Annotated in this window: 26 protein-coding genes; 18 read left to right on the top strand and 8 right to left on the bottom strand. The window is 46.4% G+C overall.

Annotated features, from left to right (window positions below; translation table 11 throughout):
* Positions 1-508: 508 nt before the first annotated feature.
* The gene (nfsB, locus tag ACXADP_RS13940) at positions 509-1,162 is read left to right on the top strand and encodes an oxygen-insensitive NAD(P)H nitroreductase (RefSeq protein WP_474968048.1); all 654 of its coding nucleotides are present in this window, start codon (positions 509-511) and stop codon (positions 1,160-1,162) included.
* A gap of 50 nt (positions 1,163-1,212) precedes the next feature.
* On the opposite strand, the gene ACXADP_RS13935 is transcribed toward nfsB, so the two are convergent.
* From ACXADP_RS13935 to ACXADP_RS13920, 4 genes are all read right to left on the bottom strand, one after another.
* Positions 1,213-1,686, bottom strand: a complete 474-nt coding sequence (locus ACXADP_RS13935) for a hypothetical protein (RefSeq protein ID WP_474968049.1) — start codon at positions 1,684-1,686, stop codon at positions 1,213-1,215.
* 324 nt (positions 1,687-2,010) lie between these two features.
* Positions 2,011-3,375, bottom strand: a complete 1,365-nt coding sequence (locus ACXADP_RS13930; RefSeq protein WP_474971736.1) for a DUF2254 domain-containing protein — start codon at positions 3,373-3,375, stop codon at positions 2,011-2,013.
* A gap of 157 nt (positions 3,376-3,532) precedes the next feature.
* The gene (locus tag ACXADP_RS13925; RefSeq protein WP_474968051.1) at positions 3,533-4,381 is read right to left on the bottom strand and encodes an STAS domain-containing protein; all 849 of its coding nucleotides are present in this window, start codon (positions 4,379-4,381) and stop codon (positions 3,533-3,535) included.
* A 295-nt stretch (positions 4,382-4,676) separates the two neighbouring features.
* Positions 4,677-4,874: a cold-shock protein gene (locus ACXADP_RS13920; RefSeq protein WP_027953723.1), complete on the bottom strand. Its 198-nt coding sequence runs from the start codon at positions 4,872-4,874 to the stop codon at positions 4,677-4,679.
* 380 nt (positions 4,875-5,254) lie between these two features.
* On the opposite strand from ACXADP_RS13920, the gene ACXADP_RS13915 reads away from it, so the two are divergent.
* Together ACXADP_RS13915 and ACXADP_RS13910 are read left to right on the top strand one after the other, a co-directional pair.
* A complete protein-coding gene (locus ACXADP_RS13915) occupies positions 5,255-6,775 on the top strand; it encodes an AbgT family transporter (RefSeq protein WP_474971735.1) in 1,521 nt (506 codons plus the stop codon).
* A gap of 457 nt (positions 6,776-7,232) precedes the next feature.
* A complete protein-coding gene (locus tag ACXADP_RS13910; RefSeq protein ID WP_474971734.1) occupies positions 7,233-8,441 on the top strand; it encodes an iron-containing alcohol dehydrogenase in 1,209 nt (402 codons plus the stop codon).
* 124 nt (positions 8,442-8,565) lie between these two features.
* On the opposite strand, the gene ACXADP_RS13905 is transcribed toward ACXADP_RS13910, so the two are convergent.
* A complete protein-coding gene (locus ACXADP_RS13905; RefSeq protein ID WP_474968055.1) occupies positions 8,566-9,360 on the bottom strand; it encodes a cytochrome c oxidase assembly protein in 795 nt (264 codons plus the stop codon).
* Positions 9,353-9,832 carry a DUF2243 domain-containing protein gene (locus ACXADP_RS13900; protein WP_474968056.1) on the bottom strand — a complete coding sequence of 160 codons (480 nt, stop codon included), beginning with the start codon at positions 9,830-9,832 and terminating at the stop codon, positions 9,353-9,355. The genes ACXADP_RS13905 and ACXADP_RS13900 overlap by 8 nt, the downstream gene beginning before the upstream one ends.
* A 181-nt stretch (positions 9,833-10,013) precedes the next feature.
* Here ACXADP_RS13900 and ACXADP_RS13895 point away from each other — a divergent pair, with 181 nt between their 5' ends.
* The 6 genes from ACXADP_RS13895 to ACXADP_RS13870 all read left to right on the top strand — a co-directional run bounded on the left by ACXADP_RS13895 (position 10,014) and on the right by ACXADP_RS13870 (position 13,756).
* The gene (locus ACXADP_RS13895; protein WP_474971733.1) at positions 10,014-10,205 is read left to right on the top strand and encodes a hypothetical protein; all 192 of its coding nucleotides are present in this window, start codon (positions 10,014-10,016) and stop codon (positions 10,203-10,205) included.
* Positions 10,206-10,451: 246 nt separating this feature from the next.
* The gene (locus ACXADP_RS13890) at positions 10,452-10,826 is read left to right on the top strand and encodes a hypothetical protein (RefSeq protein ID WP_474971732.1); all 375 of its coding nucleotides are present in this window, start codon (positions 10,452-10,454) and stop codon (positions 10,824-10,826) included.
* Positions 10,827-10,844: 18 nt separating this feature from the next.
* A complete protein-coding gene (locus ACXADP_RS13885; RefSeq protein ID WP_474971731.1) occupies positions 10,845-11,105 on the top strand; it encodes a hypothetical protein in 261 nt (86 codons plus the stop codon).
* 200 nt (positions 11,106-11,305) lie between these two features.
* Positions 11,306-11,449: a hypothetical protein gene (locus ACXADP_RS13880; RefSeq protein WP_474971730.1), complete on the top strand. Its 144-nt coding sequence runs from the start codon at positions 11,306-11,308 to the stop codon at positions 11,447-11,449.
* A 119-nt stretch (positions 11,450-11,568) separates the two neighbouring features.
* Complete coding sequence (locus ACXADP_RS13875; RefSeq protein WP_474971729.1) at positions 11,569-12,327, top strand: DUF975 family protein; 759 nt, start codon at positions 11,569-11,571, stop codon at positions 12,325-12,327.
* A 283-nt stretch (positions 12,328-12,610) separates the two neighbouring features.
* Positions 12,611-13,756: an MFS transporter gene (locus tag ACXADP_RS13870; protein WP_474971728.1), complete on the top strand. Its 1,146-nt coding sequence runs from the start codon at positions 12,611-12,613 to the stop codon at positions 13,754-13,756.
* Positions 13,757-14,411: 655 nt separating this feature from the next.
* On the opposite strand, the gene ACXADP_RS13865 is transcribed toward ACXADP_RS13870, so the two are convergent.
* Positions 14,412-15,296: an NAD(P)-dependent oxidoreductase gene (locus ACXADP_RS13865; protein ID WP_474971727.1), complete on the bottom strand. Its 885-nt coding sequence runs from the start codon at positions 15,294-15,296 to the stop codon at positions 14,412-14,414.
* A gap of 106 nt (positions 15,297-15,402) precedes the next feature.
* Here ACXADP_RS13865 and ACXADP_RS13860 point away from each other — a divergent pair, with 106 nt between their 5' ends.
* Both ACXADP_RS13860 and ACXADP_RS13855 read left to right on the top strand, forming a co-directional pair.
* Entirely contained in the window at positions 15,403-15,591 is a 189-nt protein-coding gene (locus ACXADP_RS13860; protein ID WP_474971726.1) for a hypothetical protein, read from the top strand.
* Positions 15,592-15,662: 71 nt separating this feature from the next.
* Positions 15,663-16,166 (top strand): SRPBCC family protein, encoded by a 504-nt coding sequence (locus ACXADP_RS13855; protein WP_474971725.1) that lies wholly within the window; start codon positions 15,663-15,665, stop codon positions 16,164-16,166.
* 65 nt (positions 16,167-16,231) lie between these two features.
* Here ACXADP_RS13855 and ACXADP_RS13850 read toward each other — a convergent pair whose 3' ends face one another.
* A complete protein-coding gene (locus tag ACXADP_RS13850) occupies positions 16,232-17,074 on the bottom strand; it encodes an aldo/keto reductase (protein WP_474971724.1) in 843 nt (280 codons plus the stop codon).
* A 216-nt stretch (positions 17,075-17,290) separates the two neighbouring features.
* On the opposite strand from ACXADP_RS13850, the gene ACXADP_RS13845 reads away from it, so the two are divergent.
* The 7 genes from ACXADP_RS13845 to ACXADP_RS13815 all read left to right on the top strand — a co-directional run bounded on the left by ACXADP_RS13845 (position 17,291) and on the right by ACXADP_RS13815 (position 23,240).
* Positions 17,291-18,058: a PAS domain S-box protein gene (locus ACXADP_RS13845; protein ID WP_474968067.1), complete on the top strand. Its 768-nt coding sequence runs from the start codon at positions 17,291-17,293 to the stop codon at positions 18,056-18,058.
* Positions 18,059-18,132: 74 nt separating this feature from the next.
* On the top strand, positions 18,133-18,534 hold the full coding sequence (locus ACXADP_RS13840; RefSeq protein ID WP_474971723.1) for a hypothetical protein: 402 nt from the start codon (positions 18,133-18,135) through the stop codon (positions 18,532-18,534).
* 104 nt (positions 18,535-18,638) lie between these two features.
* Entirely contained in the window at positions 18,639-19,745 is a 1,107-nt protein-coding gene (locus ACXADP_RS13835) for an NADH:flavin oxidoreductase (protein WP_474971722.1), read from the top strand.
* 319 nt (positions 19,746-20,064) lie between these two features.
* Complete coding sequence (rraA, locus tag ACXADP_RS13830; protein ID WP_474971721.1) at positions 20,065-20,547, top strand: ribonuclease E activity regulator RraA; 483 nt, start codon at positions 20,065-20,067, stop codon at positions 20,545-20,547.
* A gap of 68 nt (positions 20,548-20,615) precedes the next feature.
* A complete protein-coding gene (locus ACXADP_RS13825) occupies positions 20,616-20,804 on the top strand; it encodes a hypothetical protein (protein ID WP_027953742.1) in 189 nt (62 codons plus the stop codon).
* A gap of 251 nt (positions 20,805-21,055) precedes the next feature.
* Positions 21,056-22,057: an aldo/keto reductase gene (locus tag ACXADP_RS13820; RefSeq protein ID WP_474971720.1), complete on the top strand. Its 1,002-nt coding sequence runs from the start codon at positions 21,056-21,058 to the stop codon at positions 22,055-22,057.
* Positions 22,058-22,196: 139 nt separating this feature from the next.
* Positions 22,197-23,240, top strand: a complete 1,044-nt coding sequence (locus ACXADP_RS13815; RefSeq protein ID WP_474971719.1) for a zinc-binding dehydrogenase — start codon at positions 22,197-22,199, stop codon at positions 23,238-23,240.
* Positions 23,241-23,263: the final 23 nt, after the last annotated feature.

Raw genomic sequence — 23,263 nt, 5'->3', positions numbered from 1 at the left:
AAGATTCCGCTCTCCTGGTTTAGTTATATGGTGGTGGTCGGTATGATTCAGCTTCTATGTGATCGTTTTCACTAATTTCCAAGGTATAAAAAAGGGTACCATGCCACAAAAATGTGCATACTTACGTGGCCTTGAGTGCTGTGCTATGCTAGGTCTGCATCACCGAAACCAACCAGATTCAAGGAGGGAAGCGTGCGGGTGAAACCATCATAGGGACGATCGAAAGTTCGGAGGGAACGGACAGCGGGACGCCTGTGAAGCCTTGGTATTGGAATGGGCCTCGGAAAGAGAGAAAGCAGAGACCCTCTGTATCCAATGGGCGGATGTTGATGACAGCTCTACTTTGAATGAGCTCTATAGGCGGAAGCCGTTTTACCTTTTCAGCCGGATTTATTGTGAACGATATATACCGGCTGTAACAAATCCCGGTCTGCATGAAATTTTCAGGTGCTTTAAACAAACCATAGAGAGAGTAATAAAATCATTATATTCAAAGGAGACGATTGGAATGGAACCGATTCAAGCATTAAATCAAAGATACTCAACAAAGGAATTCGATCAGTCGAAAAAAATCTCAACTGAAGATATAGAAAAAATCAAAGGGATGCTGCAGCTGGCCCCATCTTCTACAAATGTCCAGCCGTGGCATTTCATCCTGGCAGCGACAGAAGAAGGAAAAAAGCGTGTAGCTAAAGGGGCAGAAGGAATGTTCAGCTTCAACGAACCAAAAGTACTGGACGCTTCAGCTGTTGTCGTTTTCGCAACAAGAACAGAGATTACCGATGAATTCCTGCATCATATCAGTGAAAAAGAGGACCAGGACGGCCGATTTGCTGAACAGAAATTCAAAGAGATGAACCATAACGTAAGAAAAATGTTTGTGGATACCCACAAATATGATGTGAAGGATCTTTATCACTGGTCTGAAAAGCAAACCTATTTGAATGTAGGAAGCTTCCTGCTTGGTGTGGCTGAGCTTGGCATCGATGCTGTTCCGATGGAAGGCATGGATATGAAGGCATTGGATGAGGAGTTCAATCTCCGTGAAAAAGGATTCACGTCCAGCGTAGTTGTATCTCTCGGCTACCGTACATCCACAGACTTTAACGCGGATCTGCCGAAATCAAGACTGGATCAGGCGGAAATCATTGAGGAAGTGTAACGGTATAGAGGAACAACGAAAACAGGTGGGGCTGCAGCCTCACCTGTTTTTTATTTACCGCTGTTTTTAATGGCTTTTTCCATCAAGAACTGTACGCCGTATATGATGATGGATAGATGAACGCAGATGACATACCAGATCGTATGATTGATTTTTTTCAATTTGAATAACCCGAGCCGCTCCCAGATCTCTGCTAATGCATAAGCATTGATGATATTTAAAAGCGCATTCAGCAGTACATACTTTTTGAATGTCCCATAGGTGAATTTGAAAATCCAAATGGTTGCCAGGAAGAACGGACCGATTTTATACGTGTAATCCACAGGTCCGGGGGAGAGGGGGTTTTTGTTCTCCCACCATTTCCTCTGATTCGACACGACGCTGAGGACGCTGATGATCAAACTCGTAAAGCTGGCGATCGGTAAATACCTGAAAAAGGTACGTCTGCCAAGCAGGAAAGCCGACAGCCAGGAAAGGATGAACAGAGTAACGGGGAAGATGGTCTTCCATTTAGATTTAGCCATTGTTCCGCTCCTTACATACAATCATTGCGGTTAGGATACCCTTACTTTCATATATCCATGCTGATTATGTATGCACGCAGCTTAAATGAAAGTAACCAGAGCCTTTTCAAAACAGGTGCTGTATAAGTGGTGGCCTTACCCATCCCCTTTCACCATGAGATTTCGGAATATATAATCTGTTATAAAGGGGGGGAGACACGGAAACACCCGCGGGAACGGTTATTCCATAAAAAAAGCCCTTGGTTGAAGTCCAAAGGGCTTTTACTATATAGGAAACGGTTGTAAAAACAGGATAACGATGTTTCTGATAAAATCATCAAATGTTCAGGAGTGAATTTTTTGTAATAAAGTCTCTTCCAGTCTGGAGTAATTTTCCGAATGCTGGGTCTGAGCAGCTAGAGCTTTAAGATTTTTTAAAATGAAATGGGCATCGGCTTCATACAGAGGGTGTGGATACCCTTTTATCGTTTGTTCAGCAAATGACCAGATTTCTTTCTGAACATTCGGTTCCATCGATTGGGCCAGAAGATGAAGCATTTCCAATATTGTGATGATTACGGTTGAATTTTGGCCTGCATATTCTCGTATATATCCAAAACTTTTAAATAAGAAATAGTCGAATCCGTCGTATTTTAACTTTAATCGAACATGCTGGGTATCATCCACAAGAATAGGGGAAAAGCTTGTCGCGTTTCCAATCTCTTTTAGCAGGTCTGTGATTTGGTACAGCGTATTATTCACAGTTAGTGGATCGTTGTTTCCCAATCCTTTCACTGATACCTCTACTAATTTCTCCAAACCGAATTCCAAGTCCTGGATCTCGGTTTTTTTCTCCTCCACACGAACAAGCTCCTTATACTTTTCTACATCCAAGTGCTCTCCGTGGTGCCAATACTCTAGTAAAGGGGTGTTCTCTAAAATGTATTGACCTATAGAGGCTCTTAGTGCAATGACTGCATCATCTTTCCGGGCCTCTTCGATTATTTTTGGGAAGTTGGCGGATTGTAAATGACCGGACTTCGCAGCAAGTACGACAGTGGGTTCGGATGTGTCGGTGATTTCATCCCGATAATTATCTCCTTTAATTCTGTGTTCACCAATCTCTTCCACTAAGGATGTTCGAATGGTAGAGGTTGTGGTCTGTTTCATATTCGACGTTATGTTATGTACCTGAAGCCACGTAGACGTATGGTTGACAAAGTATATAAATGTAACGGCCGCCGTGAAGGTTACGAGTACGGAAAGGAATGGAATGACAAAGTATGCTTCATTGCTGCTGTTGCTTAAATACATAATATTCAATAAAACATAAATGAAGCTGCCATTGAAAATACCAAGGACATGCTGAGTGGCGGAATCACTAATGAAGTTCAAAATCATACGGGAAGAGAACTGCCCGCTGAGAGTGGTCAAAGCCACAAGCAAGGAGTTAATGGTGAAGGCACTCAGAGTAAGCACACCGCCTATGAGTGTTGTGACCAGAAGCCTGACGGTGGTCCCGTTAAACGTCATGGCGTGTGGAAGGTATTGATGAACATCTAAAAATGTATCCAAAAACACACTGACCGCTGATAGAACAATGGCTATTCCTATGTAACGGGCCGGCATCAGCCATAATGTTTGATTCAATTCGTTTCTTCTTTCCCTTTTCGTCATCGAAAAGTATGTGAAAATGTTTCTTTTAGACATCGATTCAACCCCTTTTTATTTGATGAATTCTTGACTTAACCTCCTGCTGCTTTCCATCCCCTTTTTCAGGTTGAAGTAATCGTAATAAAGGACAGTATGGGGATAAAAAAAGAAAGGGGTATGCAGTAAACGCCTTTCTTCAGAGTGGTCTGAGCTATTACTTGAATAAATTCAAATCGGATAATGCCTGATGAAGACTGTTCTTGACCGCTGTGTGATCCAGCTTTATCCCTAGTTCCACGAGCGAGAGGGATATCGATGGGCTCAAACCGGTCAAAATCACTTGAACACCCATCAGTTTCAAGGATTCAATTGTATGATTCAACTGCTGAGCTACAAATGTATTGATGGATGTGACTCCTGATAAATCGATAATAAGATGTGTAAGGTCTTTATTCTTTGTTTCAGCCAGGGAGGTTTCCCTCATGAGGTGCGCTCTTTCTTCATCTATTTCCCCGATAATGGGAGAGACACCTATGTGTTCATATACTTGTATGATAGGGATGGAAAGCTCATTTAATTTGTTATTGATCGTTTCCCTTTGTTCTTCATTCTGTTCTACATACGTCGAAACGAAGTTATAAATGAAGGAACCGATTAATGGATTTAACGATTGGTTCAACTGAATGACTTCGGATGCGGTGAAATTTAATTGGTTGCATTCATCGTCCAGGAATGTCCATAACGTTCTCTCGAAATACGGGAGGGAGCTTAATACGGTAGTAATCAGCTGGTGATTCTCTACAGCTGCACCGGCTTCAATTTCACTTAAAAATTTTAATTCTTTACGCTCGTCCTTCTCCGCTAAATGGATTCCGATTTGCTGGATCAAAGAAGAAACGGTCTTTATAGATACTTGAAATTGTTCTTCTCTTCCTTTTAAATCATAAGTATCTTCGAAGTTTTGAGAGGATAGAGACACCTGAGCGATTTTTGTGCTGTTCTCAGATAAAAATATCCCTATGCGTTTGATTTTATCGTTCGTGTTTTTCATTTGGCTATTCATCTTCCTGCCCCCTGATCATCAACATTAGGCCGTACTTGGAATTACGACGTTCTTTTTACGGCATCCTATATTATAGTAGTAAAAAGAACAGGGTTTCAATGAGGATGGCTGAAAGGTAAGGGTCAGACGAGGGGCTTCCTTATGGTGGAGGGCTTCTATTGGATTTACAAGTGGAGATTCATGGGAGGATGAAATGAACAGGGGCTGCCGTCATGTCCTCATGAGTGATGGGACTTATTTTGAATATATAAAAAAAGAAGCTTCCAGATGGAAGCTTCTTTTTATGAAATCGCGATTACTTTTGAACGTTAGCCGCTTGTGGTCCGCGGTCGCCTTCAACGATTTCGAATGTTACTGTTTGGTTTTCTTCTAGTGTTTTGAAACCTTCGCCTTGAATAGCAGAGAAGTGTACGAATACATCGTCTTGTCCTTCTACTTCAATAAAACCGAAACCTTTGCTTTCGTTAAACCATTTCACATTACCTTGTAACATAAATTGTTACCTCCTGCGTGGAACTGATCCACAATGTATTACTATAATTGCTCTGCATATTCATTCCAGACGAAAGTCACTCAATAGTTCCTTCTGCTTTCATTCCTAAACGAACAAGAATAATTAATTACTACTATATCAGCGTAAAGACGAAACGTCAACCTTCCGTGAAAAAGAAATTCACTTTCCTGACTTTGCACGAATCATCACTAGGAAAATCACTAATTATTTTCAGAATAGAGCTAATATTGATTATTGTTGGAAGCGTCTTCATTTTTAAAATCATTGCATATATACTGAAAGCGGCAGGAATATATAAAAGCGGCGGAAAGGTTTCTCAGCCGTTTTTTTATTTTGCAACAAGAGAGGAGAAATGTGTTTTGGAAAACAAACGTAAAGGATTGTTTCAAAAAGGGTTGGATGTCATTGAGCGTGTCGGGAATAAACTTCCGCATCCAATCACATTGTTTGCTGTCCTGGCTCTGTTGGTTGTTCTTATATCGGCTGTCGTCTCAAGCTTTGGAGTCAGTGTGGAGCATCCCGGGGAAGAAGGGGAAAGGGTTGAAGTTAAGAACCTGCTCAGCGCCGATGGGATCGAGTACATTTTTTCCAGTATGACAGAAAACTTTATCGGGTTCGCTCCGCTTGGAGTTGTACTCGTGACGATGATCGGAATCGGGCTCGCAGAACGGACAGGGCTGATCAGCGCGTGTCTCCGCGGTTTCGTCTTATCTGTTCCTCGAGCATTGATTACATATGGACTCGTATTCGCTGGTGTCATGTCCAGTGTAGCGTCTGACGCCGGGTATGTAGTGCTTCCGCCACTGGGAGCCGTGATTTTTGCTGCTCTCGGACGCCACCCGCTTGCAGGTCTGGCTGCGGCTTTTGCCGGTGTTTCCGCCGGGTTCAGTGCCAACTTGTTTTTATCAGCGACCGATCCCCTGCTGGGAGAGCTGACGATTGACGCGGCAGCGATCATTGATCCTGCTTATGCAGATGGCATGAACATTGCGATGAACTATTACTTTATCATCGTATCCGTGTTTCTTCTGACCTTCGTAGGCGGGCTTGTAACTGAAAAAGTTGTGGAGCCGCGTCTTGGTGAGTACAAGGGGCAGTTCCGCGAAGAGTTGAAAGGTCTTGAGGCTGTTGAAAAGAAAGGGTTGAAATGGGCAGGTATTTCCATTGCCATTGCTGCTGTATTGACGGCTCTGTTGATTCTTCCGCCGGGCGCACCGCTGAAAGGGGAAGATGGAGCGATTATCCAGTCGCCGTTCATGAGCTCTCTTGTACCAATCATAACGAATCTGTTCTTTATTCCAGGGTTGTTTTACGGCATCGCCACGAAGGAAATTAAAAATGACAAGGATGTAGCCGAACAGCTTTCAGATACGATGGCATCAATGGGGATGTTCATTGTGCTCGCTTTCACAGCTGGTCAGTTTGTCGCGTACTTTTCAGAGACCAATATGGGGCTTGTGATCGGCGTGTACGGAGCTGAACTGCTCGAATCCGCCAATCTTTCAGGCATCCCATTGATATTAGGGTTCATCCTTGTGGCTGCTGTGATTAACTTATTCATCGGCAGCGCCTCTGCAAAATGGGCGATGATGGCCCCGGTGTTCGTACCGATCATGATGCAGCTCGGCTATTCCCCGGAGCTGACACAAATGGCGTACCGGGTAGCCGATTCAACGACGAACATCATTACACCACTGATGACTTATTTTGCGATCATCATCGCCTTCGCTCAGAAGTACGATAAGAAAATGGGAATTGGAACACTCATATCCGTCATGTTCCCGTACACCGTCTTCTTCCTGATTTCCTGGACGATCATGCTGATCATCTGGATGATGACAGGAGCGGATTTAGGGCCGGGATCACCGATTCATTATTAAAAAATCAAAAGGACGTCCGCTGTTACGGCGGGCGTCCTTTTGTATTCTTCTTTAAAAAAATAATTGTGTTACAATACAGATAATTACAAAAAATAGGAGGTGCCATACTTGGAGAAAGGTCGAAAGAAACGGTTGTATGGGATAGAAGAGCACCGGAGTGCCAACCTGAAAAAAGCTGACAGATCACGGGCTTTATGAGCCGGTGGAAAGGGGAAGGGTTCTGATCGATTCGGAGCATCCCCATCAGCGTAAAATATGGGATATCGGTAACGAATACATCTGTATTATGAAAGCGAACAAACACCGCAGGCAGCAGAATGACACCCTTCATCCACGAGTTTGCTACCTACATAACACCTCTTTAAAACTTCAAAGCTGTACACGAGAGATCTTTCCCACCAGGCTGCGGTCGTCCGTTCTAAGTTTTGTGATTAAAAAATCAAAAGGTGGGGTTGTCGTGAAGCACTATGCCGTCTTTCAAATGCCTGAAACGATCCACTATGGGCGTGGAGCCTTTCAAACGATCGGAAAAGAAGCCTCTCTCAGGGGAAGGAGAGCGTTGATGATCAGCGATCCTGTCATGGACGAGCTGGGATATGTCAACGAAGGCCGGAAGTACTTAACTGAATCGAATATGGAAAGCGTGGTTTATTCAGGAGTTGAATCTGAACCGACAGATGTTTATGTAGCCGAAGCCCTCGAATTGTTCCGGACGAAGCAGTGTGATGTAGTGATCTCTCTGGGAGGCGGAAGCTGTATAGATACAGCTAAAGCCGTTGCTGTCCTTGCGTCGAATGAAGGGTATATCGGTGATTACCGGGGCGGGAAGAAAACAGTGGGTGTAAAGCCGGCGCCTCATCTGGCGGTGCCGACGACAGCGGGAACCGGTTCAGAAGCAACCGATGTAACCGTCATTACGAACACCACGGATGACGTGAAAATGATGATCAAACAGCCGGCCTTTTTGCCGGATGTGGCGATTGTTGATCCGAACCTCACTCTTTCTTCACCGAAACATGTGACAGCGGCTACAGGAATTGATGCCTTAAGCCATGCGATTGAAGCCTATGTATCGAAAAAGTCCCATCCAATGGCCGATGTTATGGCTCTTTCCGCAATGAATTTAATTGTCCAGCATTTGAAAACGGCTTATCATGATGGAGATAACATGGATGCGAGAGAAGCGATGTCCCTGGCTGCGATGCAGGCAGGGGTTGCATTTTCCAATGCCTCTGTCTGCCTGGTTCACGGCATGTCGAGACCGGTTGGTGCATTATTTCATGTTCCCCACGGTTACTCAAACGCGATGCTGCTTCCCGCTGTTCTGGAGTTCAGCAGAAAGGAGGCGGTTGATCGACTGGCCGATGTAGGAAGGATTTTTTCTCCGGACGGGCTGTCTTCCAATGAACAAGCAGCGGATCATGCGGTGTCTTCCGTCAAAGAATTATGCCGGGAGCTGAACATCCCTAATTTAAACGAATGGGGCATCGATAGACAGGAATTTGAAAGCGTTATCAGTAAAATGTCTGCGGATGCATGGGACAGTGGAAGTCCAGCCAGCAATCCGAGAGTACCGACGCTTTATGAAATCGAAGAGCTTTACCGTGTCTGCTTTGATTATGATTTTTCCAAGGCGTCTCTTGTGGAAGGAAACAACATTCCGTAATAATCAAGGAAAATCCCTCACAGGTTGTGGGGGATTTTTTTGTGAGTTTGGATCCGGCAAGATAGGGAGAAGCTTCCTATAATACGGAAAAGTTGGGATTGGTGAAGTGGTGCGCCCGAATCGATTACCTGCCTGCGACTGCTCCGCGTTTTTCAGGAGCCGCGGCTTTGTACCAGTGCAGGCAGAGGATGAAAATAATCGCAGCGTCGATCACATCCCCGCCGTAATACATAAGCTTGGCTCCTTCTTCAGCCTGAAGCTGTGGGACGCCATCCGGAGGAGAAGCATAAATGTATTTGGAAAGGATCCCGTGTCCGGCAAGGGCGATGATGAATACCACCGTCCTGTACAAAAAGCTGAAGCGGTGGGCTGCAGGGTCGATATAAATCATAGCGCTGGTAAAAAGGACGCCTGCTAGAAAAACATGCAGGTGAACAGCGGCATGGATCCAGGAATTTTCATGCATCATGGTGTAAAGGGGGGTCGTGTAAAGCAGCCATAACCCGCCGATATTTAATAGAGAGGCGGTAACCGGGTGGCTGATGAACCCCGCATAAGAGCTCCTGAGTAGACGGGAAACGTTCCGTGCAGCTGCAACGGGCAGTGTTCGAAGAAGAAGAGTCACAGGGGCGGCAAGGACAAGCAGGAGAGGTCCGAGCATTCCTAAAAGGAGGTGGCCCAGCATATGGGCACGGAAGTCATGGTGCGCCTGGTCGGCGATGGGGCTGCCTGTGGCTGCCCACACGCAGAAAATCCCTGCCGCCCAGCAGACATAACGAAACCAAGGCCAGCGGTGAAGGTGGCGGATACGGCTGGAATGGATACCGCCTCCTATGTATAAGCCGATGAGAAGAAGAGAAAGAACGATAATCCCCACATCCATCAGTCCTCCTCCCATCCCTCCATGATAGTCAGGCATGGAAAATGTCCCCCTTTCCACTGCTGCGTTTGAGGAGAAACACCCCTGTCAGGATCATGAGGACCGCCGATATATTCCATACGAGGTCATAGGGAAGAATATTTTCCACATAACGGATTTGATGCAGTCTCATCAGCTTGTGCTGGATGATCCCATCATACAATTGAAAAGCTCCTGCGCCTGTCAGTACACCCCCCCACCAGCGGGTGAGGGATAATCCGTTTCTGCGCCGGACATCCGCAAATAAAAACAAACCTCCAATCGTGGCAAACCAGCTGAAGGCATGAAACAATCCGTCAGAGATCAGCCCCACGTCTGTGGTGGATTGATCGTAAAAGTGATGCCATCTTAACAACTGGTGAAAGATGGTTTCATCTATAAAAGCGGCCAGCCCGATTCCAAATAGCAGGCCGGACCATAACGTCCGCTTTGTATAATGGTGGCGGTTGGGCTGGATATGTTTGGCGCTCATCTATAAACCTCCTGTTCTCCTAAATCCTTCCTATTTTGTACCCAGACCACTGGTGATACAAACGTATTTGCGTAAAAATCTGCTGGTCTGAGCGGGATGGGTTTGGATGTCCTGGTTTGTGAAAGATAAATAGAGAAGGGAAAGGATTGTCCTGCAGTTTTGAAAAAGGAGGGGGGAACGTATGAGGCGCCGGACAGAAGCGCGAACGAGGAAGGAAAAGAATAGAGACATCGCGGGCTTTGTTTTTATGATTTTATTAATTGCGGCTCTTCCGTATCTGTATGAAACCTTCCGTATTCTTGTAATTTTCATTCTTGTATCGTTTGCTTATGGAGTGCTGATGCTGCTGGTTTCTTTTTTTACACGGGATTAATCTATCGTTTTAAAAATATAACCATGTCTACCCCAGATAGGAGGGAGGACGTTGAAACAGATTCCATCATATGGAATGATAGAAAGGTCTTTTTGTAAAGCGTGAAGGGGATACCATGAGTCCATTCTTCTACCTCCTTTTCGCTGGTCAGCAATTGAAGAGGTGCCGGTAACACCGGTTGAGCACAATGGTGCTGATGCCGCTGTACCCTCCGATATGCCGCTTTCGAAGAGGGGAGGGGGAAGCTTGAAGCCTTTATTGGTGGTCGGATTCCTAGCTCTGTCTTCGTCCACGTTTATGAAAAGGATGAATAAAGAGAAGGAGTTTTTTAGTGAGGCGTACATACATTGTATGGTCAGCAGGTTTGAGTGCATCCGCGGTTCTGCTGATCGTCATGTCCTATGGGGGGCTCCGGCTGACCCTGAGGGCTTTGGCAAAATCATGATCCAAATCTGCTTTTTCAGTGCGCTGGGTACAGCAGTGGGAAGTCTCGTGCTGGCTTTTCTCGCATGGAAGAACAAAGAGAGAGGATTCTTGAAATGGACAGCTCCATGTATCGTTTTAGGTACTCTTCTGTTTTTTCTCGCTCTATTTGTTTTCATGGTTATCAGTTTTTTGTAGTCGGAAGGAGAAGGGAAAATGGAAAAAGAAAAATTATACAGGAGGACAGCTGCGTCCAGTCTGGTCATCAGCCTGCTCATGTGGGTGCCGAATCTCGTTTTTCAGACTGCCAGCCCATTATGGATGCTGATTTTTATTATCGCCCCCATCGGGACTGTCTTTGCCGTGCTTGCGAAAAATTACTGGCTCGTAGCTGCGAATACGGTGATGTTTTTCAGCTTTTTCATTCTTATGGCGGGTGGCTACTGGATTCAGTCCATCACAAACGGGCGCCCATGAGCCTGGAAACAGAGGCTGCCTGAACGACTTGTTTCCATACACGCAGCAGTGTAACAGCAGGGATAAGGGGTGGAATACCATAATGGGGAGGTCGTACCTTTCTTGTAAATATCATCTATCCATCTGAAATGAAGGTTCCTGCTGGATTGTAAAAGGAAGGATCTCTGAGCAGTACATAAAGAATACAGGGAGGTGAGTGGATGTTGATGCAGTTGTTTTTCATATGTGCTGCGTTCTCCATACCTGTCTCGATTTTGTTCGATCAGGAGGCATTAGGCGTGCTGGCGTCGTTGTTTTTCATGCTGGTGGCTGCTTTTTTTAGTAAGCCGAGGTTCAATAAGTAAAGAGAGTCCGGTCTTGAAATGCAGAAATAGTTATTGATGAGAAAAGCATCTTTTGATTCGTAAGGATGCTTTTTTTGGTAGAATGACTTAGTCTGAAAGTATGAGAGGGGGTGGAAGATATGCTTAGGTCTTCTATAAAAGATGGTTTTCGAATTCTTGATGGGAACTGGCTTCGGATTATCGGGGTCGTATTTCTCTGTTACATGATTAAAGTAATTGCAAGCACCCTGCCTGTTCAGGGGACGGTCATTATCAATTTTGACCCATTGGCTGTGTTGAACTCAGAGACGTTGTTATCTATAGTCTTAGCTTCTGTGCTGAACAGCTTTCTCTTTTTTATCATGGTTGATTACATAACAAATACCGCTTATACGATGCGGCGTCGTTTTGCTAAGGCATGTGCTTATCCTTTTCAAAATTGGCAGCTGCTTTATAAAGGGGCTGTTGTCTTTTTCTTATTTAATCTGCTTTTAACAATGATTGGGATGATGACGATCTATGCAGCGCTTGGAGGCTTGGTTTCCATAGCAGGTGGAAGTCTCACGGTACTGGCTTTGTATGGAGCACTGCTTCTTCTGTTTGCCGGCATCGTCTGGCTGTTTTTAAGTATTTCCCAAGTCGCCTATATTCTGTACGATGACCCCGATATAGGAATGATGGCCGGTTTGAAGCAGAGCTTTTCAATGATGAAAGGCTCCAGATGGCCGCTGCTCGGACTGTTCCTGCTCATGATGGTCGCAACAATGTTTGGAGCGTTGCTTATAGGGCTCGGTGCTTTCGTGAGTATCGCTATTTTCGAAGTCGTGCGGCTGGCTTTTTACAAAGAACTTCTGCAGAAAAGGCGCCGGGATGAATGGCACGCAAAAGTGAATGGATAACCGATTTTATGCCTGCCCGTTTCGAGCAGGCATTTTTTTATGAAACGGTTGATTGACTGTAGGAGGAGCGGTGGCGTGTTATCTGCCGGCAGGTCCAGCGCCCGCTTCCTTTTTCTTCCTGCTGAATTTCTTAAGAAGAGAATCACTTGTATATTCCAATAGTAACTCGTGATTGAAGATGGGATAATTATCCATGAAAACCTTTGTAGTTAAGCTGTTTGATTTATGTGGAACCCGGGTAATGCTATTCCAGAAAACTAAATGGAATACAAAGGATGGTTTTATGGCAAAACGAATGGAAATACCTAAGATATCAATCATTGGTTTACTGGCTTTATCTATTATATTTGGTTGGTTCAGGTATGGCTACGGCTTATTGTTCACTGAATTCAGGAGTTCCTTCGATCTTTCGGCATCACTGCTCGGAGTGATTTCGAGCCTAACGTTTATTACGTTTTTGGCCGGGGCTCTTATGGTGATTCTTCTTGTATCAAAATTCGGAGCCCGGCCGATGATTCTGGGAGGGATCTTCGCGGCCTCCACGGGTCTTTTAACTGCAGCGCTGACGGACAGCTGGCTCATTTTTGCGGCTTCCTGTCTGCTGGCCGGCTTCAGTCCCGGGTTGACCTGGTCGTCCTTTTCAAAGAGTGTGACCCAGCACGTTGAAGAAAGGGTGCAGGAGCGGACACTTGCGATTATCAGTACAGGTTCTTCTGTTGGCTTGATTTTCATATCCCTTTTATATTTACTTCTGAACGGGGATTGGCGGATCATCTGGGGCGGGGGCGCCGTGTTCGGTTATTTCATTCTTCTATGGGCCTGGCGTTCTGTTCCCGAAAAAAATGCGGAGACGATTGGGGCTCCGATTAAGATGGCGGACCTGCGTCCTCTTTTTACAAAAGAGGCCAATCCCTTTTATATCGCTTCTTTTCTGTTTGGAGTAACAGAAGCAACCTACTGGACGTATGCGGCAGATTTCGTCCAGGAAAACTTCTCGATCACGAATGCCAATGCCGTCTTCTTTTTGATTACAGGAATCGCCGGTCTTGCCGGTTTGTGTGCCGGAGACATGATCAGCAGACTGGGCATGAGGATGAGCTTTATCGTGACCATCCTTGTTTATTCGCTGAGTATTGCCATCCTGTATCTATTCCAGAGCTGGATTCTGGTATGCATTTCCGGTGCTTTGTTCGGAGCTTCCTTTATGCTGTATGCGGCTTACCTGCCGATATGGAGCGCGAAAGTTTTTCCGAAGATACCAGCTCAAGGTTTCAGTATCTGTATTGTCATTTTGAATGTCGGAGCGATTATCGGTCCGGCGGTCTTCGGCTGGATGCTGGCCTATTCCCCGTATGAGCTCATTTTTCTGTTGCTTGGAATCATCGGCTGCCTGAAAGTTTTTGCTCTTCCTGTCACAGAAAAAGCATAGAAGAAGCCCGCACGGGAGGCTGGCGTTCAGTCTGTAGAAAACGTTCGTCCTATCCAGTTAGAGTAGTCCGCATGTCGTGTTGAGACGGTACGTTCCGCTTTTCGGCGGATGCCTGCCGCGGGCACGGCCTCAGCTAACTTGGTCAAGAAACCATTGGACCAAGTGGATCTTCGGCTCGTGCTGTTGCCGCAGGCGTCACCACCGAACGCTCCTCGTGCCGGTGCCTGTGGAAAACAACTTTACGCTATATGATAAAAGGGAAAGGTGAGCATAGATCCTTCGCCGTTTCAATAGAACAGTACAGGCTGCGTTACTGCTGCTTGCGTGGGAAAGATCCTACCATGACCAAGTATGGATGCCCGTTCCTTTGGAGTCGCTAGAAAAAAAGTTTTTTCCAAGCAGGAAGCCCGCCCGGGAGGCGGGCTTTTTTTCGTGAAAAACGTACCTGCTGACCATACATAGACGACCTCCTTCGTGATACAATTAAATTCCAGTTATTGGAGGGAGGTAGGGTCATGGATTGGATCGATATCATAGGGTTGTCTGTCTTTACGGTTTTCTTTTTATCCATCTATAATTACTTGTTCGAGTCAGGGAAGTGAAACGAATAGATACATATGCAAAGGCTCCAGACCATCGACCCGGAGCCTTCCTTTTATGCTTCTGCTTTTATAAGTTCATAGTATTTGTATAACGCCTGTGTTCCGTTATTTTCACCACCGGCCTCTGCCAGTTGATCATACAGCTGCTTGGCAAGCTTCAGACCCGGAACGGGGATGTCCAGTTTTTCTGCGGACTCGATGGCAATCTGCATATCTTTAATGAAGTGTTTGACGTAAAACCCGGGGTCGAAGTTCCCATCAATCATCCGCGGACCGAGGTTGGAAAGGGACCAGCTGCCGGCTGCACCGAATTCGATGCTTTTCAAAACGGTTTTCGGGTCGAGCCCGGCTTTTTCAGCATACAGGATCGCTTCTGTTACACCCATCATCCCGGAAGCAATGGCAATCTGGTTGGACATTTTTGTATGCTGACCGGCACCGGCTTCTCCTTGAAGGACGATGTTCTCACCCATGGCTTCGAACACGGGCTTTATTTCGTCAAAAGACTCTTGTCCGCCGCCGACCATAATCGTCAGCTTTCCGTTACGCGCACCAACATCACCGCCGGAAACAGGGGCGTCAAAAGCGTGAATATCCTTTTCCTTCGCTTTGTTGGCAATCGTCTTTGCTAAGTCAGGAGAGGAAGTCGTCATATCGATGACGGTTGAACCCGGGCCAGCATTATGTAGAACCCCGGCTTCCCCGAAATATACCTCTTCGACATCCTTGGGATAGCCGACAATCGTAATGATGATGTCGGATGCTGCTGCGAGGGAAGGGATATCCTCATACCAGTGGGCACCGTCCTCGATAAGTTCGACTGCTTTTTCTTTTGTGCGGGTGAAAAGCTGCAGCGGGTATCCGGCCTGCATCAGATTGCGGGCCATGCTTTTTCCCATCACTCCGGTACCGATAAATCCAATCGCCGGTTTGTTCATGAATAACCACCCTTTCCAATAGATTTACATGTAGTATAACAATTCTGAAAACGAAGAGATAGGTAAAGGCTTGGAAGATTTTCTAAAAAAGGAGGGGGGAGAAACAATGAAGAAAATATTCTTTATCAGTTCAGCGATCATTATTTTGGCAGCGACGGCTTTTCTATTGATATACCAAAGTCATGCAGAAGTGATGGAGAAGACGAATGGCTGCTATGATAACGGAGGACTGCCTGAAATGGAGAAGTCCGGGATCGTGTTGGAGCATTTTGAGTGTCATATGGAAAAGCAATAAACGTCAAGCAGGAATTCCTGCAGGGGAACGGGAAGTTAAATAGGGTAGACCATTATGAATGGAGGCTGACCATGAACTCTACTGTCAAAGGGAATATGCTTGTCTTGGAACGTGTCTTTCAGGCGCCTGTGGAACTTGTTTTTCAAGCCTATTCGGAACCGGAACGTCTGGAAAAATGGTGGGGTCCGGAAGGCTGGGAGACGAAAGTGAAAACCTTCGAGTTTATGCCGAACGGAGTCTGGCATTATGGAATGACGTGTGTGGATGAAGGCATGGGTGAGTTTTATGGGATGCAGTCCTGGGGGCTTGGAATCTTTCAGTCCATCGAACCGATGAAAAGGATTCAGTATAAAGATATGTTTTCAGACGCGGAAGGCATGGTGAATGAACAGCTTCCGATGATTGATATTGACCTGCGTTTTATTCCAGAGGGTAAGGAGACGAAGCTGATCATTGAGAGTCAATTTGAATCTGAAGCAGAGCTCCAGAAATTACTGGAGATGCAGGTCATTGACGGGATGACCTCCCAGTTCAACTGTCTGGATCAGTATTTGGCAAAAGTGAAGATGCATTAAATGAAAAAGCTTAGAGGGAAACGGCACGTTTTCCTCTAAGCTTTTCTTTGTTCTGTGCATCTCTATTAAAATTCCTGATAAACGGCTGGATCCTGATTCTGAATCCGGCCATCTTCCTTGGTGAGGGAGGCGATATCGTTCATCTGATTTTCACTCAGGGAGAAATCAAAAATGGAAAGGTTCTCTTTCTGACGCACCGGATTGGCCGATTTTGGAATCGATACCGCACCGATTTGATAATGCCAGCGTAGGATCACCTGGGAAACCGTACGATTCTGTTCATCTGCGATTTTCTGGATCACATCGTTATTGAGAATATCCTGTACGCGGGCGAGAGGACTCCACGATTCCGTTGCGATGTTGTGCTCTTCATGGAAGCGTCGCTGTTCTTCCTGATGAAAGTAGGGATGAAGTTCAATCTGGTTGATGCTCGGCAGGACGCCGGTCTCATTTTTCAAACGCTCCAAGTGTTCAGGAAGGAAGTTACAGACACCGATCGAGCGGATGAGTCCCCATTTCTTCGCGTCGATCAAAGCCTGCCAAGCTTCCACAAAGCGATCTTCTTCCGGATTCGGCCAGTGGATTAAGTATAGGTCATAGTAATCAAGACCGCCTCTATACAAGGATTCCTGAATGGCTTCCACCGCTTTATCATACTCGTGGTAGCGCCCGGGCAGCTTGGATGTTATCAATAATTCTTCTCTGGAAACAGCGCTGCGCTTGACCGCTTCGCCGATGGTTCCTTCATTTTCATAGTTGTAGGCACTGTCGATCAAACGATAACCTGTCCGAATGGCACTCTCGACAGCTGCAGCCCCTTCATTTCCTTTCAATCCGGATGTTCCGAATCCCATAACAGGGAGGCGCAGTCCGTCATTCAATACAATTTCCGGGATGGATGATTCCATAAATCGTCACTCCTTGATCAAAGTATAGGTCTTCCTCTATCTTCCACTCCCTTTTTATAATAAACTGAATTTTTCAGAAAATAAAAGATTCTGTTTGAAAGACGCTTTTCTGAGGACATGTTAGAATAAGAGAAGAAGCAGCATCATAGAGACCTCCCATTTTCATCTGGTTGGATCGACAGACAGGACCCTGTCTGACTGCAAGGAGGACGAAACATGATTGAAAGCATCGTTGACGTGGATTACAAAGAAGTGATGGAGTATTCGCTCGATCCATTGATCATTCACACAGATTACAAGATTATCTACATAAACAAGGCAGCTGAAAAGCTGTTTCAAACAACGAAAGAAGAGGTGACGGGGAGCAGTCCGCTGGATATTTTCCAGGAAACGTCCAAAGGGGCCATCCAGAACCGGATTCTTTCGGCTTATGAGAAACCGGCCGATGTGATTGAGGAGACAGTGTACCGGATGGACGGAACGCCTGTACCTGTCGAATTATACTGCCACCCTGTCAAAATGGGAGAGCGCAGAGCCATTCAATCCTATATCCGTGATATTACCGAAAGAAAGGCTATCGAGGAGAAGCATCAGGCAGTCGTGAAGGAAATTAACGAATTATCCGCCACCATCGTACCGATAATGAATGAGACAGCTGTGCTTCCCCTGACAGGGAAAATCGATCAGGAAAAAGCCGGACAGATTCTGGCTGTCATTCCTGAGAAGGTGCAGATGCAGAAACTGAATCATTTAATCATTGATTTTTCCGGAATATATACGTTCGATCGTGTTGTCATCGATTCATTGTTTAAAATCAACCGCGTGCTTTCGCTTCTCGGTGTCAAAACGATTGTTACAGGACTGCGTCCCGAAATGGCCATAGAAGCCGCTCGCATGCACATGGATTTATCGGAAATTCCGGCCATGGCGGATGTGAAAGGAGCCCTTTCCCATCTCGGTATCCATTCCACACAATCATCATGAATGTGGGTGAAAAGTGAAGGACCTTGGTACCATCGGGGTCCTTTTTTTATTGTAATGTGGAAGGAGGACATACAGTGGAAAACCGAAAACGAACGAACCAACCACCTAAAGGAGTTGTGCGTGGCGTTCTTCTGTTAGGCACCGCTCTCCTATTATCCATAATTCGTGGAGTGACAGGGCTGGATTCAGCTGGACTTGGAGAGGGTTACATGCCTTTGCTGATCGGGGGATTCCTTCTGTTTCTATCATTCAGCCTGTTTCTGCTTTGGAAGATCTACGACGGCAGGGAATGGGCCAGAATCACTCATCTCGGATTGTTTACCTTCAGTCTAATCAGCAGCATGGGAGAGACCGTTACGTGGTTCGACTCCGCTCCTTCCTTCTTCTGGCTGTACGTTATGGAGACGCTTCTCATCATTGGGGGCTTTGTGCTGTTGTTTCAGCGGAGGTCGTCCCATTGGTTTATGAAGGAATAAGGTGAGTCCATCGGCTCATGTTTACCGGTCTCAAAACGTATCGCTTTTGTTTGTCCTTTTCCTCTGCAATAATAACTAGCAGAGAAAAAGGAGGAGGAAAGATAATGACAAACAATGTTCCAACATCTGTCCAACCATTATTCGAAAAATTCAATAGTGATCAGCTTGAACTTGCAAACCGGACCGTAATGGCGCCAATGACTCGCGGGTTTTCCCCGGGTGGTGTACCGAATGAGGAAGTCGCCGCCTATTACCGCCGTCGTGCGGAAAACCATGTCGGTTTGATTGTCACAGAAGGTACAGGGATCGGTCATCCGGCCTCTGTATCCGGAGAAAACATTCCTCTTTTCTACGGCGAAGAAGCGCTGGAAGGCTGGGAAAATGTCGTGAAGGAAGTGCACGAAGCCGGCGGTAAAATCGCACCGCAGCTCTGGCATGTGGGCATGACCCGTAATGAAGGCGACCTTCCGAATCCGGAAGCCGCTGCTGTCGGCCCGTCCGGTCTGAATCTGGATGGGGAGAAAATCAACGAACCCCTCACAACGGAAGAAGTGGAAGATCTTGTAGAAGCCTATGCGGCCGCTGCCGGCCATGCGAAACGTATCGGCTTTGATGCGATTGAAATCCACGGCGCCCACGGCTATTTGATTGACCAGTTTTTCTGGGAACAGACCAATAAGCGTTCAGACCGCTTCGGTGGAGATCTTGTGGGACGCACCCAGTTCGCGGTGGAAATCGTAGAAGCCTGCCGACGTGAAGTCGGTCCGGATTTCCCGATCATTTTCCGCTTCTCCCAATGGAAGATGAATGATTTCCAAGCGAAACTTGTAGAAACACCGGAGGAGCTGGAGCAGTTCTTGAACCCGCTCGTTGAAGCCGGCGTGGATATTTTCCACTGCTCCACCCGCCGTTTCTGGGAGCCGGAATTTGAAGGCTCTGATTTGAACCTTGCTGGATGGACGAAGAAAATCACAGGCAAACCGGTTATTTCCGTCGGTTCTGTCGGACTTGATGGTGTGTTCACATCCTTCACCAGCACAGAGACTTCAAGCCTTGATGGATTGATGGAGAAACTGCAGAACGATGAATTCGATCTTGTAGCGATCGGCCGTTCCCTGCTTCATGACCCGGCATGGGTGAAGAAGGTAGAAGAAGGTCGTTCCGATGAACTGAAGCCGTTCGATAAAGAAGCCCTTGGTAAACTCTATTAATATCGTAGAAAAGCAGGCACGGAATTTCCGTGCCTGCTTTTTTTGATGGTCTAAATAGGAATGATCATCCAGTGGAACGGCCCCGATGGGTGATCACGTGCCGCTTATCGGTGGATGCTCCCTCGTGACTTCATTCAATGAGGAGTTTAAGAAAAAGGATTGTTTATTAAATAAGGCCCTGATTTTTCTCTTGCAAAATTATAGGCACATCCATTGTTATCCTCCCTGCCCCCCCTGGGTAGAGAAGGATAATAGAGGTGGAGAGGCGAATGGTTTGTATAGGCGTTTTCTATACTTTCCCTTTGAAGGAGGAAGATCAATGGAAGTGAAGACAGCAGATTTATGTGATGACTATCCGGACAAGCTTCGCATAGCCTCCCCCGGATTAAAAAGCTTTGGCAGGAAGAAAAGCTTTCATGGCCCAATTTCCACAGTTCAGGTGAAGGATGACAATGTGCTCGTGAGAAAGGCGCTTGAAACCATCCCTTCAGGAAATGTATTGGTCGTCGACGGCATGGGCTCGCAGAACTGCGCCCTTATGGGAGGGAATCTAGCCGCTATCGCTGAGAAGAGGAACCTTGCTGGTGTCATTATTCACGGGTACATAAGGGATTCGCTCGAAGTGGCAGACACAGATGTCGGCGTTCTTGCTCTCGGAACTTTTCCGTTGAAAAGCAAAAAGGAAGGCAAGGGAGAGGAGAATATTCCATTAACTTTTGGGAACGTCGTCTGGCATCCGGGGGAGTATGCGTACGTGGATGAAGACGGAGTCGTTCTTGCAGAAGAAAAGCTCCATGATTGATTCATAGGGTTGTCCATGTATAAAAAGCTATCATTCTGTCTAACCTTCTAGTAGAAAGGGTGATGGTGATGCAGTATATGGAGAAAACGAATCAAGTAATGCTCGAGCTGATTTCCGGCGAACGCCTGTCATTTGGAAACTTTTCCTACGAAGAAGGCGGATTTACAGACGGAAGAAATACAATTCCTGAATGGGAAGTCCGTCAATTTGTTCTTAACTATTTTCTGACACTGGAAAACTTAAAAATTAACGCGTAAAGCTGCTGAAGAGACGAAGAGACGAAGAGTTTCCAGTTGGAGAGATCCTCCGTGTTATTCCTGGAAAAAGTAGTCTGAGTCCGTATCCGCAGCATACATTCTCGTATGAGCGGAATGTGACCATGAATACAGTGATACTTTTGAAAAAACTTCTGACAGGGTTAGAAGTTTTTTTGTTTTCTAAGAGTTTCCATGTTTGGAAAAGAGAGAGATAGGTTAATGGTTCCCATAAAAAGGAAGGGGGCTCACTTATGAAAAAAGTGAAGCTTGGCCGCAGTGAAGTGGAAGCTACCCGCATCGCTCTTGGAACATGGGCCATCGGCGGCACCGGATGGGGCGGTACGAACGAGGACGAATCCATCCAGACGATCCAGGCCGCTTTGAGTAAGGGCATCACGACGATAGATACGGCACCGGCTTATGGGAAAGGGTTGGCGGAAGAGCTTGTAGGAAAAGCCATCGCCTGTTCACACGTTCCGAGAGATGAACTGGTCCTTGCTACAAAAGGCGGGGTGGATTGGACGAGGGAAGGCAGCTGGCGGGACAGCCGTCCGGATCAACTGGAGCAGGAACTTGAAAACAGCATGAAGCGGCTGCAGACGGATTATCTTGATATCTATCAGGTCCACTGGCCGGATCCGGATTTTCCTATCAAGGAAACAGCGGAAAAGATGCGGTCGTTTTATGAATCCGGCTTGATCAGAGCGATTGGTGTGAGCAATTTCAGTCCGGAGCAGATGGACGAGTGGCAGAATTACGCTCCCATCCATACCGCCCAGATGCATTTGAATCTGCTGCAGCGCTATCTTATCGACTGGTTCGAATACAGTCACAATCATGAAATTGCCACCCTTTCCTGGGGATCGCTTGCTCATGGAATGTTGACAGGAAAGTTTGGCGAAAATGCTTCTTTTCCGCGAAGTGACCTAAGGAGTCATATTGAGCTCTTTCAAGGGGACCGTTTTCCACAGCTGATTGAAGCTGTAGAGTCCTTAGGGGCATTTGCATCTAAACGCGGGCACAGCCTCATTGCATTAGCGGTCCGCTGGCTGCTGGATCATAAGCCTGGTGCCGATGTAGTCTTGTGGGGAGCGCGGAAACCGTCCCAGCTGGAAAGAGTAGAAGAGGTGGATGACTTCCAGCTTTCCCGGGAAGAATTGTTGATGATAGACGAAATGTTGTCCAGCTATACGAATGATCTGCGAAATGGATCACTGAAAGAGTATGGTCCGCCTGTACGGTCTGAAATATAAGTGGCCATGGATAGAGCAGGGAATTTTATAGTTCTTCCTGCTCTTATTCGTGTATACCGAACGGTTTAACTGGATAATTTTTTTCAGATTGCTTATCCTGTACATAGAGAACAAAAGAGTTGAAGGAGGTCATTCATAGATGAAAGCCATGCAGGTCACAGGTTATGGTGGTATTGAAATGCTTGAAGAAAAAGAGGTGGCTGTTCCAGAACCGAAATCTGGTGAAGTTCTTATAAAGGTGAAAGCGTGTGCCATTAACAATACGGAAATCTGGATGAGGGAAGGGGCATACGGACAGGGCAGCCAATCCGGCTGGCGCCCGGAAGGTGTTCAGTTCCCGAGGACTCCAGGATCGGACATTACGGGTACGGTCGTAAAAACGGGAGATGGGGTGAAAGCTTCCCTTGAAGGAGAGAATGTCGTATTATTCCCGTTCACATCGAGCGGAAAAGAAGGACTGGAGCACATCTCAGAGGATATGTCCTTTATCGGCTCTGAATATGACGGGGGATATGCGGAGTATGTCACCTGGCCGGCTGAACTTTGTATGCCGATGCCGTTGGAGGATTTCACGGAGAGTGCGGTCTTCTCCGTCAGTGGATTAACGGCTTGGCATATGGTTGAACAGATTCAAATCAAGCCCGGTGAAAAAGTGATGGTGACGGGAGCCAATGGCGGCGTTGGATCTTTGAATGTCCAGATTGCTGCCCAGGTATTTGGAGCAGAGGTGATCGCTGTTGTGGGAAACCTTGATAAAGCAGACCAATTGAAAGAACTGGGTGCTTCTCATGTCGTTTCCTATAAATCTGCTAACCTTGATGAGGATATCCTTGAAGCCGCCGGCGGTCCGATCGATGCTGTGCTTGATGTGGTTGGAGATGCCTTATTCTCGACTTCGCTCCAAGTGTTGAAAAAGGGCGGACGCTTCTGCATATCCGGTTCTGCAGGCGGTCAAAAGACAGAGCTCGATTTCCGTACGCTTTATTTGAAACACATTACAATGTATGGCTCTGTGCTCGGAACAAGAGAGGAATTCAAGAAGATGCTGAAAGCGATATCGGAAGGTAAATTAAAACCCGTGATCGAGCGCACCTTCCCGCTTACAGAGGCGAAGGAAGCCCAGCAATTCTTTAAGGAAGCTGGAAAGCTCGGAAAAATCGTCCTGCTGCCGGAAGATAAATAAGCGTAGAAAGCCGGAACCTTAAG

This window comes from Halobacillus sp. AWH4_228, assembly GCF_056158365.1.
Note: the sequence above shows the minus strand (reverse complement) of the source record. Positions and strands in the feature narration are given on the sequence as shown.